The organism is Pseudomonas sp. FP818 (assembly GCF_030687335.1).
GTDB lineage: Bacteria > Pseudomonadota > Gammaproteobacteria > Pseudomonadales > Pseudomonadaceae > Aquipseudomonas > Aquipseudomonas shahriarae.
Genome location: NZ_CP117427.1, coordinates 4,595,000 through 4,610,833, shown reverse-complemented (window position 1 = coordinate 4,610,833; position 15,834 = coordinate 4,595,000). Strand labels below are relative to the sequence as shown.

The 15,834-nt window shown below is 60.4% G+C and carries 21 protein-coding genes; 14 read left to right on the top strand and 7 right to left on the bottom strand.

The features are described from left to right. Positions 1-138 precede the first annotated feature (138 nt). The 10 genes from PSH80_RS20930 (at position 139) to recX (ending at position 7,069) form a co-directional block, all read left to right on the top strand. A complete protein-coding gene (locus tag PSH80_RS20930) occupies positions 139-705 on the top strand; it encodes a phage tail assembly protein (RefSeq protein ID WP_057439353.1) in 567 nt (188 codons plus the stop codon). 128 nt (positions 706-833) lie between these two features. Next, complete coding sequence (locus tag PSH80_RS20925; RefSeq protein WP_233096817.1) at positions 834-2,198, top strand: tail tape measure protein; 1,365 nt, start codon at positions 834-836, stop codon at positions 2,196-2,198. Continuing rightward, positions 2,198-2,581, top strand: coding sequence for a phage tail protein (locus PSH80_RS20920; protein WP_305418163.1), 384 nt, complete (start codon positions 2,198-2,200; stop codon positions 2,579-2,581). The genes PSH80_RS20925 and PSH80_RS20920 overlap by 1 nt, the downstream gene beginning before the upstream one ends. Then, the gene (locus tag PSH80_RS20915) at positions 2,574-2,786 is read left to right on the top strand and encodes a tail protein X (protein ID WP_057439355.1); all 213 of its coding nucleotides are present in this window, start codon (positions 2,574-2,576) and stop codon (positions 2,784-2,786) included. The genes PSH80_RS20920 and PSH80_RS20915 overlap by 8 nt, the downstream gene beginning before the upstream one ends. Positions 2,787-2,795: 9 nt before the next feature. Next, a complete protein-coding gene (locus tag PSH80_RS20910; RefSeq protein WP_057439356.1) occupies positions 2,796-3,806 on the top strand; it encodes a contractile injection system protein, VgrG/Pvc8 family in 1,011 nt (336 codons plus the stop codon). Between the two features lie 17 nt (positions 3,807-3,823). Continuing rightward, positions 3,824-4,375, top strand: coding sequence for a glycoside hydrolase family 19 protein (locus PSH80_RS20905; RefSeq protein WP_305418160.1), 552 nt, complete (start codon positions 3,824-3,826; stop codon positions 4,373-4,375). Continuing rightward, positions 4,366-4,869, top strand: a complete 504-nt coding sequence (locus PSH80_RS20900; protein WP_057958627.1) for a lysis system i-spanin subunit Rz — start codon at positions 4,366-4,368, stop codon at positions 4,867-4,869. Before PSH80_RS20905 ends, PSH80_RS20900 begins: the two co-directional genes overlap by 10 nt. A gap of 81 nt (positions 4,870-4,950) precedes the next feature. Beyond that, positions 4,951-5,451, top strand: coding sequence for a CinA family protein (locus PSH80_RS20895; protein WP_057958628.1), 501 nt, complete (start codon positions 4,951-4,953; stop codon positions 5,449-5,451). An 83-nt stretch (positions 5,452-5,534) separates the two neighbouring features. Beyond that, positions 5,535-6,593 (top strand): recombinase RecA, encoded by a 1,059-nt coding sequence (gene recA / locus PSH80_RS20890; protein ID WP_029295312.1) that lies wholly within the window; start codon positions 5,535-5,537, stop codon positions 6,591-6,593. An 8-nt stretch (positions 6,594-6,601) separates the two neighbouring features. After that, positions 6,602-7,069: a recombination regulator RecX gene (gene recX / locus PSH80_RS20885; RefSeq protein WP_057439357.1), complete on the top strand. Its 468-nt coding sequence runs from the start codon at positions 6,602-6,604 to the stop codon at positions 7,067-7,069. Between the two features lie 107 nt (positions 7,070-7,176). On the opposite strand, the gene PSH80_RS20880 is transcribed toward recX, so the two are convergent. Further along, the gene (locus PSH80_RS20880) at positions 7,177-8,289 is read right to left on the bottom strand and encodes a TIGR00730 family Rossman fold protein (RefSeq protein ID WP_169989565.1); all 1,113 of its coding nucleotides are present in this window, start codon (positions 8,287-8,289) and stop codon (positions 7,177-7,179) included. Positions 8,290-8,644: 355 nt separating this feature from the next. Further along, positions 8,645-9,079: a PA3611 family quorum-sensing-regulated virulence factor gene (locus PSH80_RS20875; protein ID WP_057439359.1), complete on the bottom strand. Its 435-nt coding sequence runs from the start codon at positions 9,077-9,079 to the stop codon at positions 8,645-8,647. Positions 9,080-9,271: 192 nt separating this feature from the next. Here PSH80_RS20875 and PSH80_RS20870 point away from each other — a divergent pair, with 192 nt between their 5' ends. From PSH80_RS20870 to PSH80_RS20860, 3 genes are all read left to right on the top strand, one after another. Beyond that, complete coding sequence (locus PSH80_RS20870) at positions 9,272-9,982, top strand: tRNA-uridine aminocarboxypropyltransferase (RefSeq protein WP_057439360.1); 711 nt, start codon at positions 9,272-9,274, stop codon at positions 9,980-9,982. Between the two features lie 162 nt (positions 9,983-10,144). Then, positions 10,145-10,792, top strand: coding sequence for a response regulator transcription factor ErdR (gene erdR / locus PSH80_RS20865; protein WP_057958630.1), 648 nt, complete (start codon positions 10,145-10,147; stop codon positions 10,790-10,792). 72 nt (positions 10,793-10,864) lie between these two features. Continuing rightward, complete coding sequence (locus tag PSH80_RS20860; protein WP_169959843.1) at positions 10,865-11,233, top strand: diacylglycerol kinase; 369 nt, start codon at positions 10,865-10,867, stop codon at positions 11,231-11,233. Here PSH80_RS20860 and PSH80_RS20855 read toward each other — a convergent pair. Continuing rightward, positions 11,230-12,156, bottom strand: a complete 927-nt coding sequence (locus tag PSH80_RS20855) for a LysR family transcriptional regulator (protein WP_032858383.1) — start codon at positions 12,154-12,156, stop codon at positions 11,230-11,232. The genes PSH80_RS20860 and PSH80_RS20855 overlap by 4 nt on opposite strands. Before the next feature lie 126 nt (positions 12,157-12,282). Here PSH80_RS20855 and fpr point away from each other — a divergent pair, with 126 nt between their 5' ends. Further along, on the top strand, positions 12,283-13,062 hold the full coding sequence (gene fpr, locus PSH80_RS20850) for a ferredoxin-NADP reductase (protein ID WP_024073760.1): 780 nt from the start codon (positions 12,283-12,285) through the stop codon (positions 13,060-13,062). A 148-nt stretch (positions 13,063-13,210) separates the two neighbouring features. Here the strand turns inward: fpr and tsaA are convergent, their stop codons facing one another. The 4 genes from tsaA to PSH80_RS20830 form a co-directional block, all read right to left on the bottom strand. Beyond that, on the bottom strand, positions 13,211-13,906 hold the full coding sequence (gene tsaA, locus PSH80_RS20845; protein ID WP_120734068.1) for a tRNA (N6-threonylcarbamoyladenosine(37)-N6)-methyltransferase TrmO: 696 nt from the start codon (positions 13,904-13,906) through the stop codon (positions 13,211-13,213). Positions 13,907-13,909: 3 nt separating this feature from the next. Continuing rightward, positions 13,910-14,371 carry a DUF1456 family protein gene (locus tag PSH80_RS20840; RefSeq protein ID WP_057439364.1) on the bottom strand — a complete coding sequence of 154 codons (462 nt, stop codon included), beginning with the start codon at positions 14,369-14,371 and terminating at the stop codon, positions 13,910-13,912. 66 nt (positions 14,372-14,437) lie between these two features. Beyond that, positions 14,438-15,148, bottom strand: coding sequence for an rRNA pseudouridine synthase (locus tag PSH80_RS20835; RefSeq protein ID WP_120734065.1), 711 nt, complete (start codon positions 15,146-15,148; stop codon positions 14,438-14,440). Positions 15,149-15,276: 128 nt separating this feature from the next. Next, on the bottom strand, positions 15,277-15,747 hold the full coding sequence (locus PSH80_RS20830) for a GNAT family N-acetyltransferase (protein WP_120734063.1): 471 nt from the start codon (positions 15,745-15,747) through the stop codon (positions 15,277-15,279). Positions 15,748-15,834 lie beyond the last annotated feature (87 nt).

Below are 15,834 nucleotides of genomic sequence, written 5' to 3'. Positions count from 1 at the left end.
AGTGTGGGAGCTGGCTTGCCTGCGATAGCGGTCTACCAGTGACAAATGAGGCTGCTGACACAGCGCGATCGCAGGCCCGCCAGCTCCCACATTGACCGTGTCCACGTGTTCAACATTGTTCATCAAGGAATTTCGCCCATGGCCTGGAAGCCACCCCTGCATATCCTGCTGGCGCCCATCACCGCCGACAGCGGTGCGACGATCGAGCAGATCCAACTCAAACCCTTGTTCTACGCCCCACAAAAACAGGCCCTGGCCCGTGCGGGCGACGATGAGGACGACCAGTTCTTCGAGCTGGCTAAACTGGCCACCGGCCTCTCGGAAAAGGAACTCGACCAACTCAAGCGCCCGGACTACGTGAGCATCGTCCAGTACGTGCACGACCTGTCGACGCGCCCGGCTTCGTTCTTTCTGGAAGGTTCCACCGAGCCCGGCGAGGAGGTGCAACTGCTGCTGCCACTGGAAGTGGCCGGCCGCGTATTGACCAGCGTCACCCTGGAAATGCCTGCCCTGCGTGCCACCAAAGTGATGAAAAAACTCGCCACCAACAAAGAGCGCGCCGAGTTCATTACCTCGCACTGCACCGGCCTGATGATCCCCGATCTGGACGGCCTGACGGTGCCTGATTGGACGGAATTGCAGGAGCGCATCGACGATTTTTTAAACAAACCGGCGGACTTCTTTCGCAGCGCGACATCGAAGTAATCCTCGACGTTGTACCGCTGGTTTACTCGGTAAACGAAGCGGAAATCCTCGAATGGGATGCCGCAAAAGCATTGCGCCGCTACGACATCGCGATCAATCGCCTTGGCGTCAAATAGGAGTAGAGCGAGATGCAAGACCCTCGATATACGCTCAAGCTCGCCGACGAAGACAAACGCTGGATGACCTTTCCCGCACTGGCCGAAAGTGGCGCCTTGCAACTGTCGGGCCTGCTTGAAGCACAGGACGAAAGTCTGGTTGGCGCCTCCAGTGTGGGCGGCGCAACCGAGCCGCCGTCTGAGCTGAGCCTGGCCCTGGCCAACGCCAGCCTGCATATCCACGCGTTGACCGAGGAACAGGTGCGCCTGCGCGAGAGCCTGGAAACCCTTAATGGCACCCTGTTTATCACGGGTGGGCCGCTGGGCGGCACGGTCGCTGAAACCATGACCAGTGCGCCGCAAGCTGCGCCCGAAGACAAGGCCTCGGCGACTGAGTCCTGGTTGAGCAAGAGTTCCAAATGGGTGGGTGAAAGCTTGCTTGATACGGTCAAGAGCCGGGTATCGGGCAAGGTAGTCGATGCAACGCTGGGCAAGTTGCCCTACGTCGGGAAATTGTTCCGGGACGATAGCAAGGACTGCTGCTGCCCAGGCGCCAGCGAACCCTTGACCGGGCGGGCTCGTTACGGGCCCAAAGGGTCACGAAAAACGGTGAGGCAAAACGGCACTGGCCGCACAAGCCCACCGATGCCGAGAAAAACCTCAGGGACCGGCAGGAGCGCCACCGGGCCCATGGCAATCATGAGGAGCCTGGGCGAGCGCGCAGGCAAGGTGTTTGACGGCCTGAAAACGGGGTTCCTGGCGCGGGTGACTTCGGTAAGCGCTAGCCTGCGAAGGGTTTCTACCCGTGCGTTGAACACAGGCAAGGCGTTGCTATTAAAGAGTGCATCAGCCCTCGGCCTGCGCAAGGCCCCAGCCTCCCGCCTGGTCCCAACCCTGAGCCGGCTGGGGTCTATCGGCGTGCGCAGGTTGACGCCATTGCGCTCCGCCGAGGCGGCCATCAACGTCGTCCGGGGCGTGCGCAGCGGCAACATGCGAGCCGTCGGCAGCGGCCTCGGTACCGCCGGTGCCGCATGGGCCGGCGCTTCTGCCGGAGCGGCCCTTGGCACCCTGGTATTCCCTGGCGTGGGCACTGCGGTGGGCGGCGTTATCGGTGGCCTGTTGGGCGGCGAGGGCGGTAACTGGCTCGGTGAAAAATTGTTCGGCCCCAGTGACCGCCTGCCATCGCCCGATGCCGTGAGCAAAGAGCTCAACAGCGCCCGCTCGGACAACGTCCAGGTCACCCTGGCGCCGAGCATCCAGATCACCGGCGTCAACCCTGCCGACGCCCAGCAGGTGGTCGACCGGGTCCTGCAAAGCCTGCAAAACCAATGCGTGCCGATGCTCAGCGATTCACTGGCGGTTCGGCGCAATGCGGCACTGACCGACGGAGGTGATTGATGCGACAGCAGATGGTGTTGGGCGACTTTATTTTCGGGCTGTCCCGAGGGTTCGCCTATTCCGCGCTCCAGCGCAGCAGTGATGGTGGCTGGGGCGACCTGGAGATTATTGCCAGCAAGCCCCAGTCGCGACAGAACGGTCAGAAGCTGGAAAAACTGACCTTCAATGGAACCGCCATGGCGGCCGTCGGCATGCAGCGCCTGGACCAATTGCGCGCCTTGCAGGATGCACGGGCATCGCTGCCGCTGGTCGATGGCATCGGCCGCAATTGGGGGTTGTGGCGCATTACGGCGGTCACGGAAAACCAGGCCAGTGTGATTGATGACGGCACTGCCATGGTGATCAAGTGGACGCTGGTGCTTGAGGAATTTATCAATGCGTAGAGTCCGAAGTATTGCCGGTGATTCGGTCAACCTGCTGCTCTACCGTGAGCTGGGGCGGTGCGATGACGCGGCCGAAGAAACCCTCTGGCGCTTGAACCCCGGGCTTGCCGAGTATGGCCCAGTGTTGCCGGCGGGCATCGGGGTAATCGTGCCCGAGATGGACGCGCAACCGGGTGTTGCAAAGCCGGTTTCGGCCTGGGATTAAGGAGGCAACATGGCAATGGGATTTACCCCGGTCGTGGAGATTTATGGCGCCAACGCGGCCTTGATCAACCCACGGCTGATGCAGTGGAAGCACACCGACGCGGCGGGGATCGAATCCGACCGCCTCGAACTGACCATCAATATCGAGGGCCTGGAAGGCCTGCCGAGCCTGGGCGCCAAGATCGGTTTGCGCGTGGGTTACCGCGAGTCGGGGCTGGTGGAAAAAGGCGAGTTTGTGATTACCCAGCGCACGCCTTACCTGTTTCCCATGCGCCTGGTGATCGTGGCCACGGCGGCGCCGTTCAGCGTGATGGACCAGAGTGGCTACCGCCAGCGCCGTTCCGCCAGCCATGGGCCCACGACCCTTGGAGCGCTGTTTCGCCAACTGGCGACGCGGCATGGGTTTTCGCCCAGGGTGGCGCCGTCGCTGGATGGGATTGCGATTGATCATATCGACCAGTCCAACGAGACGGACATGGGCTTTATCACCCGCCTGGCCGGGCGTTACAACGCGGTGACCAAGCCGGTCAACGAGCTGTATGTGCTGGCGGAAAGCGGCCAGGTCAAGTCGCTCTCGGGCCAGCAACTGCCGGATGTGCGGCTGTCGGTGACCCATGACAACCGTCCCGGCGAGCAGGCGTTTATCAGTGCCCGGGTTGATGAAAATGCGCGGGCCAAATACCAGGGGTGCCGTGTCAGTTGGTGGGATGCCGCGGCCTCTCGCCAGCGCGTGGTCGAGGTGGGGATCGCGCCGTTCAAGACGTTGCGCCAACGGTGCCAGAGTGAAACCGAAGCGCGCTCAGTGGCACAGGGCGAGTTGCGCCGGGTGGGGCGTGAAGGTTTGAGCATCACCATCGACTGCCCTGGTAACCCGTTGCTGTCCGCCGAAGGCCTGTTGTTGCTGGATGAAACCTGGCCGGGCTATATGCAGGGGCGCTGGTCGATTGACAAGGTGACCCATGTAGGCGACACGACGACGGGGTATCGCAGTTCGATCATGGCCCGTGGATTGGCCTCTTAAATGGTTGGAGATCAAGGATGATCACGCTGACGCAGTTGCAACAGATCCTGCCTAACGCCCGCGCCCAAGCGGGCGTTTTTATTCTGGCGCTGAACGCCGCCATGCTCCATCGACACATCACCGGGCCTAAGCGGATGGCGGCCTTTATCGCCCAGGTCGGGCACGAGTCCGGCGAGCTGCGTTACGTGCGTGAACTGGGCGGCGAGCACTACCTGAGCAAATACGACACGGGCGCCTTGGCTGCACGCCTGGGCAACACTCCCGACGCCGACGGTGACGGCCAGAAGTACCGGGGCCGCGGCTTGATCCAGATTACCGGGCGACGCAATTACCTGGCCTGCAGCCGGGCGCTGTTTGGCGATGAACGTCTGCTGCATTTCCCCGAACTGCTGGAGCAGCCGCAATGGGCGGCCGAATCCGCCGCCTGGTTCTGGCACAGCAATGGCTTGAATGAATTGGCGGACCAGGACCAATTCACCACCATCACCCGCCGTATCAATAGTGGCCTCAACGGACTGGAGCACCGCCAACAGTTGTGGGAAAAGGCGAGGGCGGTGTTATGCCGTTGAGCGGGCGCATATGGGCGGTCGCCCTGCTGATGGCTATCTCGGCGGCAGCCAGTTGGCAGGTCCAGGCCTGGCGTCATGGCCTGGCCTTTGAGCGCCAGGCCGCACGGCATTCAGCCCTGCTCAACCGGCAAAGCCAGGAAGCACAGGGCCAATACCGGGCCGAACAGGATAGGCGTCGGGCGTTGGAGCAACAGCTTCACGCCAGCGATCAACAACACACGCGGGAGTTGAGCGATGCACAGCGTCACCAGGTTTATCTGCGCGATCGGTTGGCCACTGCTGATGTGCGCTTGTCAGTCCTTCTCGACGCCACCGACCCCGCCAATGGCCGCGCAATGCCGGCCACCGCCGCCGGCAGCGTGGTTCATGGAGCCCCGCGAGGTCGACTTGACCCGGCGCATGCTCAACGAATTATCGGCATCACCGATGCCGGCGATAACGGACTGATCGCGTTGCGGGCCTGCCAGGCGTATGTAAGTGCCATCACCCGGTAATCTGTTGAAGCCGTCTGCAGCTTGCGTGGCCGATGGGCTCCTGTAGGGTAGGCAAACCCCTGCACTTTCCTGGAGACGACCGTGAAGGAAATTACCCAACTCGCCGCCGAACTTGGCCGACGTTTGCAGGTGCTCAATGCCCACGTCACCACCGCCGAATCCTGCACCGGTGGTGGCATCGCCGAAGCCATCACCCGTATCCCGGGGAGTTCGGCCTGGTTCGAGGCCGGGTATGTGACCTATTCCAATCGCCAGAAGACCCGTCAGCTCAATGTGCCGGAGGGGCTGTTCCCCAAGGTCGGCGCGGTGAGCCGTGAAGTGGTCGAGGCCATGGCCCGGGGCGCCCAGGAAAAAAGCCTGGCGCGGTTTGCGGTGGCGGTCAGCGGCGTGGCGGGCCCCGATGGCGGCTCGCCGGACAAACCGGTGGGCACTGTCTGGCTGGCCTGGGGTGTCGGTGACGAGGTTACGGCTGAGTGCGAGCACTTCCCCGGCAACCGCGACGAGGTCCGCCGACAAACGGTAAAAGCCGCATTAGAGGGGCTGTTGCGACGAGCTGCAGCAGAAATAGAAAATCAGGGGTAGGCGATCCCCGATCTTTATGGAACAATACTGTCTACTTATACAGGTGTTGGCCGTCAGGCCTTATTGATTACGTGAGGACTTTAATGGACGACAACAAGAAGAAAGCCTTGGCTGCGGCCCTGGGTCAGATCGAACGTCAATTCGGCAAGGGTGCCGTAATGCGTATGGGCGATCACGACCGTCAGGCGATCCCGGCTATTTCCACTGGCTCTCTGGGTCTGGACATCGCGCTCGGCATTGGCGGCCTGCCAAAAGGCCGTATCGTTGAAATCTACGGTCCGGAGTCTTCTGGTAAAACCACCCTGACCCTGTCGGTGATTGCCCAGGCACAAAAAATGGGCGCCACTTGTGCGTTCGTCGATGCCGAGCACGCCCTGGATCCTGAATATGCTGGCAAGCTGGGCGTCAATGTCGACGACCTGCTGGTTTCGCAGCCGGACACCGGCGAGCAAGCCCTGGAAATCACCGACATGCTGGTGCGCTCCAACGCCATCGACGTGATCGTGGTCGACTCCGTGGCAGCCCTGGTACCAAAGGCTGAAATCGAAGGCGAAATGGGCGACATGCACGTCGGCCTGCAAGCCCGTCTGATGTCTCAGGCGCTGCGTAAAATCACCGGTAACATCAAGAACGCCAACTGCCTGGTGATCTTCATCAACCAGATTCGGATGAAGATCGGCGTGATGTTCGGTAGCCCGGAAACCACCACCGGTGGTAACGCGCTGAAGTTCTACGCTTCGGTCCGTCTGGACATCCGCCGTACCGGCGCGGTGAAGGAAGGTGACGAGGTTGTCGGTAGCGAAACCCGCGTCAAGGTTGTGAAGAACAAGGTGGCTCCGCCATTCCGTCAGGCTGAGTTCCAGATCCTCTACGGCAAAGGTATTTACCTGAACGGCGAGATGATCGACCTGGGCGTGCTGCACGGCTTTGTCGAGAAGTCTGGTGCCTGGTATGCCTACAACGGTAGCAAGATCGGTCAGGGCAAGGCCAACTCGGCCAAGTTCCTGCAGGACAACCCGGATATCGCGGCGACCCTCGAGAAGCAGATCCGCGACAAGCTGCTGACCCCGGCGCCAGACGTCAAGGCAGCAGCCAACCGCGAACCTGTTGATGACATGGCAGAAGCCGACGCTGATATCTGAGTCCAACGATGACAGTTGTACTCGATACGCTGGTTGCCGTACGGCGTACGGCAATGGACCTGCTCGCACGACGCGAGCACGGTCGTGTCGAGCTGACGCGTAAACTGCGTCAGCGTGGCGCCCCTCCCGAAATGATCGAAACAGCCCTCGACCGCTTGACGGAAGAGGGGCTGCTTTCCGAAGCCCGTTATCTCGAAAGTTTTGTTTCCTACCGGGCACGCTCGGGCTACGGCCCTGCGCGGATTCGTGAGGAATTGAGTCAGCGGGGCTTGCAGCGCGCCGATATTGAACTGGCGTTGCGTGAGTGTGGCATCAGTTGGCAAACGCAACTGGAAGACACCTGGCGTCGCAAGTTTGCCGGCCATCTGCCGATTGATGCCCGTGAGCGTGCCAAGCAAGGGCGCTTTTTGAGCTATCGCGGGTTTTCAATGGAGATGATCAGCCGCTTGTTGAGCGGTCGAGATCTGGACGACTGATTCTTCGGCAAGCGGCGATCAAAGGGGCTCGACAGCTCCCACATAAAACAGCACTAAAACAAAAGGCCCGCTATGAAAATAGCGGGCCTTTTTTGCGTTTTACGGCCTCACGCCGGTTCCGGCGCTACGCGTTGCTGTGTTTTACCCTGGGCTTGGGCCCAGTTCTCCGGCAAGTTGATGTAATCCACCAACTCCCGCAACCGCCCCTGATTACGCCCGGTGAAGTTGAACACCAGTCGCGTCAGGTGGCTGAAGTGCGCCTCATCGTGCTCTTCGCCCCCATAGGCCAATTGCTGGAAGTCATCACTCAGCCGCAGGTCAGCGAATGCCGTCTGTATATGCGCCAACGCACGCTCGCTGAGAGGGTGGTTCATGCGCACCACAAACTGGCGTTTCAACCAGCGGGTGGAGTGGAAGTTCGCGTAGAACTGGTTGATTTCGTTCACTGCCTCTTCGGCGCTGTGCACCAGGCGCACCAGCTTGAGGTCGGTGGGCAAGATGTAGCGGTTGGCCTCCAGTTGGTTGCGAATAAAGTCCAGGGCGCCTTGCCAGAATCCACCGCCGGGCTCGTCCAGCAGTACTACTGGAACCAGCGGACTCTTGCCGGTCTGGATCAGGGTCAAGACTTCCAAGGCTTCATCCAGGGTACCGAAGCCACCCGGGCACAGCACCAACCCATCGGCTTCCTTGACGAAAAACAGCTTGCGGGTAAAGAAGAAGTGGAACGACAGCAGGTTTTCCGTGCCATCAATGGTCGGGTTGGCATGCTGTTCAAAGGGCAGGGTGATATTGAACCCCAGGCTGTGGGCCAGCCCGGCGCCTTCGTGGGCGGCAGCCATGATGCCGCCGCCGCCACCGGTGATGACCATCAGATCCGAACGGGCCAGGGCCGCGCCCACTTCGCGGGCCAGGGCGTAGAGGGGGCTTTCCACTGGGGTGCGGGCCGAACCGAAGACGGTGACCTTGCGGCGGCTTTTGAACTGTTCGAGCACACGAAACGCGTGGTCCAGTTCATTGATTGCTTTCAAGGTGATCTTGGCGTTCCAGCGGTCACGGTCGTCCTGGGCCATGCGCAGCACGGTGAGGATCATGTCGCGATACAGCGAAATATTCGGGCTACTGGGGGCAATCAGGTTGAGTTGCGCTTCGACCTGCTGGGCTAGGTCGGTCCCGTTTCCTGGAAAATGACGATTCAGCAGGTCATTCGGTTGATCAGGCATTCAGCTTCTCCTTCGTTACAGAGCCCCGGCGTCTTATTGCAGGCTGCTGACGGCGACGAAACAGGCTCTGTATGTTCCTTGTGATTAAAAACCTTTGCACTGCAAGTCGCGCGAGGGCAACCTTTTTTGCCCTGGAAATGTTACCGGATGGCTCGATCATGAGCCCCTAAAGTCTTGTCTGGCAATAACTTAATAGGGATTGATCAAGGTTTTGCAGGAAGGGTTGTGGCAAGGAGGCTTGTCTGCCGTTGGGCTGCGTAGCAGCCCCCCTGAGGTCTGGCAGATAGGCCGACAACTCAGGTTCCAGGGCTGCTGCACAGCTCAACAGGGGCCATGTTGGCGCTTGGGGAGGGACTTACTTTTTCTTCTTGGCCGGAGCCGGGCAATCCGCTTCGACGAACTTGACCGACGCCACCGGGCGGTTGGTCTTGTTTTCGGTGATTTCGTAGCGCATCACCGCTCCCTTGGCCATCAATTCGCGATAGCCTTTATTCAGGCAGACGCTCTGTCCCAGCTGGAAATACACGGCCTTGGGGTTGGCGCGCATCTGTTCGGCGCGCTCTGGCAGGACGCTCAGGTGGTCAATCAGTTGCATGCCTTCGACGGTGTAGGCCACTTCCAGGGTTTGTTCATCAATTTCCCTGGGCAGGTCCTTGTTGCTTTCTGCCGCGACGCTTTGCAGTTTCTTGTTCATTTGCAGCTCCACCAGGGAGGCTGCCTGGGCGCCTACGGGTAATACCAGCGCCAGGGCGACGGTCGGGGCGGCAAGACGCAACATAAGACGCAGCATGAAACTCTCCTGATTCGGTTACTGGTCCATAGACCCGTCACTGCGCTATGCGTTCAGTGGCGCGGGATTATAGGTGACCTGTCGCCGCGACGGCCAGGCGTATTGGTTGGGCGGCTCTGGTAAACTGCCGGCACTTTTGCTGCCCCGAGTTTTGCCCGTGTCGATTTTCATCGTTTCACAACGGCACCCGCTATGAGTCATGCGGTCTTCCGTCTGCGTACCCAACGCCTGGCCCGTGCCGTCAGCCCTTTTGTCGCACGCGGCTCGCGTGCCGAACGTTGCCCCAGATGCCGGGTCATCCCCGAATACTGCTTGTGTGCGTGGCGCCCTAAGGTCCAGGCCAGGTCGGCCATGTGCCTGTTGATGCATGACGTGGAACCGATGAAACCGAGTAATACCGGTTGGTTGATAGCGGATGTAATCGACGATACAAGTGCTTTTCCCTGGGCGCGCACGGCCGTCGAACCTGAGCTGCTGGCGCTGCTGGCCGACCCGCAATGGCAGCCCTATATCGTCTTCCCCGGCGAGTTTGTAGCGCCGCAGCGGGTGGTCAGCGAGGTCAAGGTGGCGGATGGCAAGCGTCCATTGTTTATCCTGCTGGACGGCACCTGGAGCGAAGCGCGCAAGATGTTCCGCAAGAGCCCGTATCTGGAGCACCTGCCGGTACTGAGCCTGGAACCGGAGCAGTTATCGCGCTACAAGTTGCGCCGCTCCAAGCGCGATGACCATTTCTGCACTGCCGAAGTGGCTGCCTTGTGCCTGGAATTGGCCGAGGACCAGCAGGCTAGCGAAGTGCTGGACGCCTACCTGGATGTTTTCAGTACCCATTACCTGGCGGCCAAGTTCCAGTTGGCGCTGGATCCGACGGACAGTGTCCATACCCGTCTTGCACCTTATCTGTAGGACTTCGCGGCCAGATGACATTTGCATGATGGCACTGCATCGCCTGAGCCGGCTAAAATGCCATCAAGCGTAACTGTTCGTGACAGCCGCGGGCTGGCACCTCGTACGTTGGTGAGCACCGAACCCATCGGTACTCCCATAAAAAACAGGATCATTTAATAAATGGCCACATACGAAATCCTGATTGCCGATGACCATCCGCTGTTCCGTAGCGCGCTGCACCAGGCGGTTACGCTGGAGCTGGGCGCGGATGTACGCCTGGTTGAAGTGGGCAGCATCGCTGAACTGGAAACCCAGCTCACTGACAAGACTGATTGGGATCTGGTGCTGCTGGATCTGAACATGCCCGGCGCCTACGGGTTTTCCGGCCTGGTACTGTTGCGCGGGCAGTATCCGCAGATTCCGGTGGTGATGGTGTCGGCCCAGGAAGAGGCAGACGTGGTAGTGCGCTCCCGTGAGTTCGGGGCCAGTGGCTTTATCCCCAAGTCCAGTTCGATGGAGCAGATTCGAGCTGCGGTGCGTACGGTGCTGGACGGTGATGTCTCATGGCCGCCCCAGGCATTTGAAGAAATCAACGTGTCTGCCGAAGCCAAGGCCGCCCAGGAAGGGCTCGCCAGCCTGACGCCCCAGCAGTTTCGTGTGCTGACCATGGTCTGCGAAGGCTTGCTGAACAAGCAGATCGCCTATGAGCTGAGCGTATCCGAGGCGACCATCAAGGCGCACGTCACCGCGATTTTCCGTAAGCTGGGCGTGCGCACCCGCACCCAGGCGGCGCTGCTCTTGCAACAGCTTGAGTCAATTTCCCATTAATAGAGCGGTGCTGTTCACGCTTTTTTGACTTGACGTGCTCTAGCTTCCTTCCATCATTTTTTGCTCAGTTGCCTGCCTATGTCGCCGTTCAAGGGTCAAACCGGTATCAAACGTATCTTCAACGCCGGGGGCTATTCCCTGGATGGTTTGCGTGCGGCTTTCACCGGCGAGGCGGCCTTTCGCCAGTTGGTCCTGCTCAACGTGATCCTGATTCCGTTGAGCTTCTTCCTCACGGTCAGCCGCGTAGAGCGCGCACTGTTGATTGCCGTGTGCCTGCTGGCGCTGATTGTCGAGTTGCTCAACTCGGCCGTGGAGGCGGCGATTGATCGGATTTCCCTGGATCGCCACCCGCTGTCGAAAAACGCCAAGGACATGGGCAGCGCCGCGCAATTCGTGGCGCTGACCATGATCACCGTGGTGTGGGCAGTTATCCTGATCTAGGCGATATTCGGCAGCACGATCTCGTCACTGCGCTGCACCCCGGCGGTAAAGGCGCGGCACAGCTCGAGGAATTCGCGCATGGCCGAGGTCTGGTACTTCTGTTTATGCCAGATAAAGTAGAACTGCCGGGCCAGGTCCAGGTCCGGGGTCTCCACCGGCACCAGGCTGCCGCGCCGGAACGCATCCCGTAGTGCCAGCCGGGAAATGCAACCAATCCCCAATCCCGACTCCACCGCGCGCTTGATCGCCTCGGTGTGCTCCAGCTCCAGGCGAATATTCAGCGCGCTGCGATGATGGCGCATAGCCTGATCAAACGTCAGGCGCGTCCCGGAGCCCTGTTCCCGCAGGATCCAGGCTTCATGGGTCAACTGCTCCATGGTCGCCTGCCCGCGCAGGGCCAGGGGGTGCTGGGGCGCGCAGAACACCACCAGTTCATCCTCGACCCAGGTTTGCACCTCGATGTCCGGGTGGCTGCAGTCACCCTCGATTAGACCCAGATCAATTTCGTAATGCGCGACCTGATGCACGATATGTGCAGTGTTCTGTACATGCAGCTTCACCTGGCTCTCGGGATGCTGCTGCATGAAGCTGCCGATCAGCAGCGTCGCCAGGTAATTGCCGATGGTCAGGGTGGCGCCGACCGCCAGGGAGCCGAAGCCGGACTTGCCGTTGAGCAGGTCTTCGATTTCCTTGGCCTGGTCCAGCAGCGCCACCGCCTGGGGCAGCAATTGATGACCCAGGGCATTGAGGCTCAGGCGTTTACCGGCGCGGTCGAACAATTGGCAGCTGGATTGGCGCTCCAGCTCGGTGATCGAGGTGCTGGCGGCGGATTGAGATAAGGCCAGAAGGCCAGCAGCGCGAGACACGCTTTCCTGCTGGGCGACGGCGACGAAGACTTGCAGTTGACGGAGAGTAAATCGCATATCTATATAACCGATAACCCTTATCTTAATAATCCAGTTAACAGATATTGTCGCCGCCATTAGAATACTGTGCAATTGCGCACCTACCATTTTTGGCGCTGACCCATTTCCAGGAGTTCCCCGTACATGAGCAACATGAACCACGAGCGTGTCCTCAGTGTTCATCACTGGAACGACACTCTGTTCAGCTTCAAGTGCACCCGCGACCCGGGCCTGCGCTTTGAGAACGGTCAGTTCGTGATGATCGGCCTGCAACAGCCCAATGGCCGCCCGCTCATGCGCGCTTACTCCATCGCCAGCCCGAACTGGGAAGAGCATCTGGAGTTCTTCAGCATCAAGGTTCCGGATGGCCCGCTGACTTCCCAATTGCAGCACTTGAAGGAAGGCGACGAGATCATCATCAGCAAAAAACCGACGGGCACCCTGGTGCTGGACGATTTGAAGCCGGGCAAACACCTGTACCTGCTCAGCACCGGTACGGGTCTCGCGCCCTTTATGAGCGTGATCCAGGACCCGGAAACCTACGAGCGCTTCGAAAAAGTGATCCTGTGCCACGGCGTGCGTTACGTCAACGAAGTCGCCTACCGCGAGTTCATCACCGAGCACCTGCCGCAGAACGAGTTCTTCGGCGAGGCGCTGCGTGAAAAGTTGATCTACTACCCGACCGTGACCCGTGAGCCGTTCGAAAACGAAGGCCGCCTCACCGACCTGATGCGCAGCGGTAAGCTGTTCAGGGATATCGGCCTGCCGCCGATCAATCCTGAAGACGACCGCGCCATGCTGTGCGGTAGCCCGAGCATGCTCGACGAGACCAGCGAAGTGCTGAACAGCTTCGGCCTGAAGGTTTCGCCACGCATGCGTGAGCCGGGTGACTACTTGATCGAGCGTGCGTTCGTCGAGAAGTAAGCGCGACTATAAAAATGTGGGAGCTGCCCGGTGGGGGAGCTGGCTTGCCTGCGATGGCATCACCGTGGTGTAGCTGATACACCGAGGTGCCTATATCGCAGGCAAGCCAGCTCTCACACTGGCCAGCTCCCATATTTGTTTTTGGCGTTTATTCGGCCGCAACCACTTCAAGCACGCAAATCACCCCAGCCTCGGGATAGTGCCAACGCACGTCCACATCCCAGAACCGCACACCATACTCGCGCTCCGGCCCTGGCGTCTGATACGCCGGCCGGGGGTCCTGTGCCAGGCACTGCTCAATCAGCTCCACCAACGGCTCGCCAAGGCGCTGGGCGTGGCCTTGTGCCTGGTGCAGCGCGGTCTTCAGCCACTGCACGGGAATCAGCTGTGGCGCGCTGCTTGCGATGCGGTTGGTGGCCGTGTCGATGATGTCGGCATAAGGCACATACGGCTTGATATCCAAGACCGGCGTGCCATCGAGCAAGTCGATCCCGGAAATCCACAGCCGGCCCGGCTCCACCTTGTCCAGCTTCACCACCGACTGGCCGATGCCATTGGGGCGATGGGTCGCACGGGTGGCAAATACGCCCATGGACGTGTTGCCACCCAGGCGCGGCGGGCGCACTTTCAAGCGCGGCTTGTCTTCCAGGGCCTGATGAAACAGGAACAGCAGCCACACATGGCTGACCTGCTCCAGGCCCTGTACGGCCTCGCCCTGGTCGAACGGCGCCACCAGCTCCAGCAAGCCCCTGGCGGCGGGCGCCAGTTGGGGTTGGCGCGGGATGGCGAACTTCTCCTTGAAGCAGGAGCGCACGAAACCTACGGGTGAGACGTTGTAGTTCATGGCTTACGCGCGAACCCGCAGGGTCAGGCCCTTGAGGAAGTTACGCAGCAACTGGTCGCCACACGGGCGATAGTTGGTGTGGCCGAACTTGCGGAACAGTGCGCTCAATTCCGGCTTGGACACCGGGAACTCGGCCGCCTTGAGGATGGCGTGCATGTCGTCTTCCTTGAGCTCGAAGGCCACGCGCAGCTTCTTGAGGATGATGTTGTTGGTCACCGGGGTTTCGATCGGCTGCGGGGGACGGCTTTCGTCCTTGCCGCGCTTGAAGATCACCAGGCCATCGAGGAAGTGCGCCATGACTTCGTCGGGGCAGAACACGAAGCCTTCTTCCTCGTCTTTCTTGAGGTAGGTCAGCAGGTCGTCCTTGGACACTTCCATGCCGCCGATCTTGATGATCTCGACCATCTTGTTGTCGCTGATGTCGAGCATGTAGCGCACGCTGCGCAGTACGTCGTTGTGAATCATGGTGGGCAATCCTGGTATTCGACTGTAGACATCGCCCGGGCGGGCGATCTCGAGAAATAGGGTGGCTTAGAACTTTTCCTTGCCGGACATGTAGCGCCATTGGCCGACCGGCACCTTGCCGATGGACACGCCGCCAATGCGGATGCGGCGAATGGCCACAACCTTCAGGCCAATGGCTTCGCAGAACAGGGCGATGATGCCGGGCTGCGGGTTTTTCAGGGCAAAGCGCAGGCGGTTCTCGTTCTGCCAGCTGGCTTTGACCGCCGGCAATTCCTTGCCTTTGTACATCAGGCCATGGGCGAGGCGGTTCAGGCCGTGCTCTGCCACGTCGCCGGAGACCTCAACCACATACTCCTGCTCGATCTTGGCGGCATCGGCCGTCAGCTTGCGCAGGATTTTCCAGTCCTGGGTAAACACCAACAGGCCGCTGGCCTTGGCCTGCAGATCGGCGCTGGCGGTCAGGCGCAGGAAGTGGCCCTTGAGCGGGCGCTTGCTGAAGCGGTGCTCTTCAGACAGGGTTTCGGCGCTCAGGGACTGCATCGCGCTGTCGACATCCACACCAACCGGTGCATGAAACAGGATAGTCACAGGCTCTGGAGCCGTGGCCTTGGCCTCGGGATCAAGTTCGACTTTTTGTGTCGTGACCTTGAGCTGTGGCTCATCAATCACTTCGCCATCTACCGAGACCCAGCCGCCTTCGATGAACAGCTCGGCCTCCCGACGGGAGCAACCGACCAGTTCGATAAGGCGTTTGGAGAGGCGTATGGGGTCAGTCATGACAAGGGCCGTAACAAAAGGGGGCGGCTATTGTACCTGCCTGGAGCCGGTTAATCCCGGCCCCATTTCGCCGCAGTTGCTTTTTGTGGGCGCAGGCAAGCCAGCGCCAACATTTGATTTGGGCTGTGTCAGCCGCTGCGTGTTTGCTGCACCTGGCGCAAACGCATATGCAGCAACGGATAGGGCTGGCCCATGCCGTCATGCTCGGTGCGCCCGATCACTTCAAAACCCTGCTTGAGGTAGAAGCCCAGGGCCTGGGGGTTTTGTTCGTTGACGTCCAGTTCATCGGCATTCATCGACGTAACCGCATACTGCAGCAACTGCTGCCCCAGCCCCTGGCCCCGGTAGTGCGGGTCGATAAACAGCATTTCCACCTTGCCCGCCGCAACGCCGGCAAACCCGGTGATCCGCTGGCGCGCGTCCTTGGTGCAGATCAACATCACGGCATCCAGGTAGCGCGTCAGCACCAGGTGTCTCAGGCGCTCAATGTAGCTATCCGGCAGGAAGTCATGGGTGGCTCGCACCGAGGCCTCCCAGATCCGGGTCAATTCCGGATAGTCGCTGGTTTTCGGGGTGTGGATAACCGAGTGCTGGTCCATGCCCGCTGCTCCTTGCTGCTTGTTGGCGGTGATGGGGCAAACGATAGACCTAAAAAAGCCCCGCATCTTGTCCAGAAGCAGGGCTTT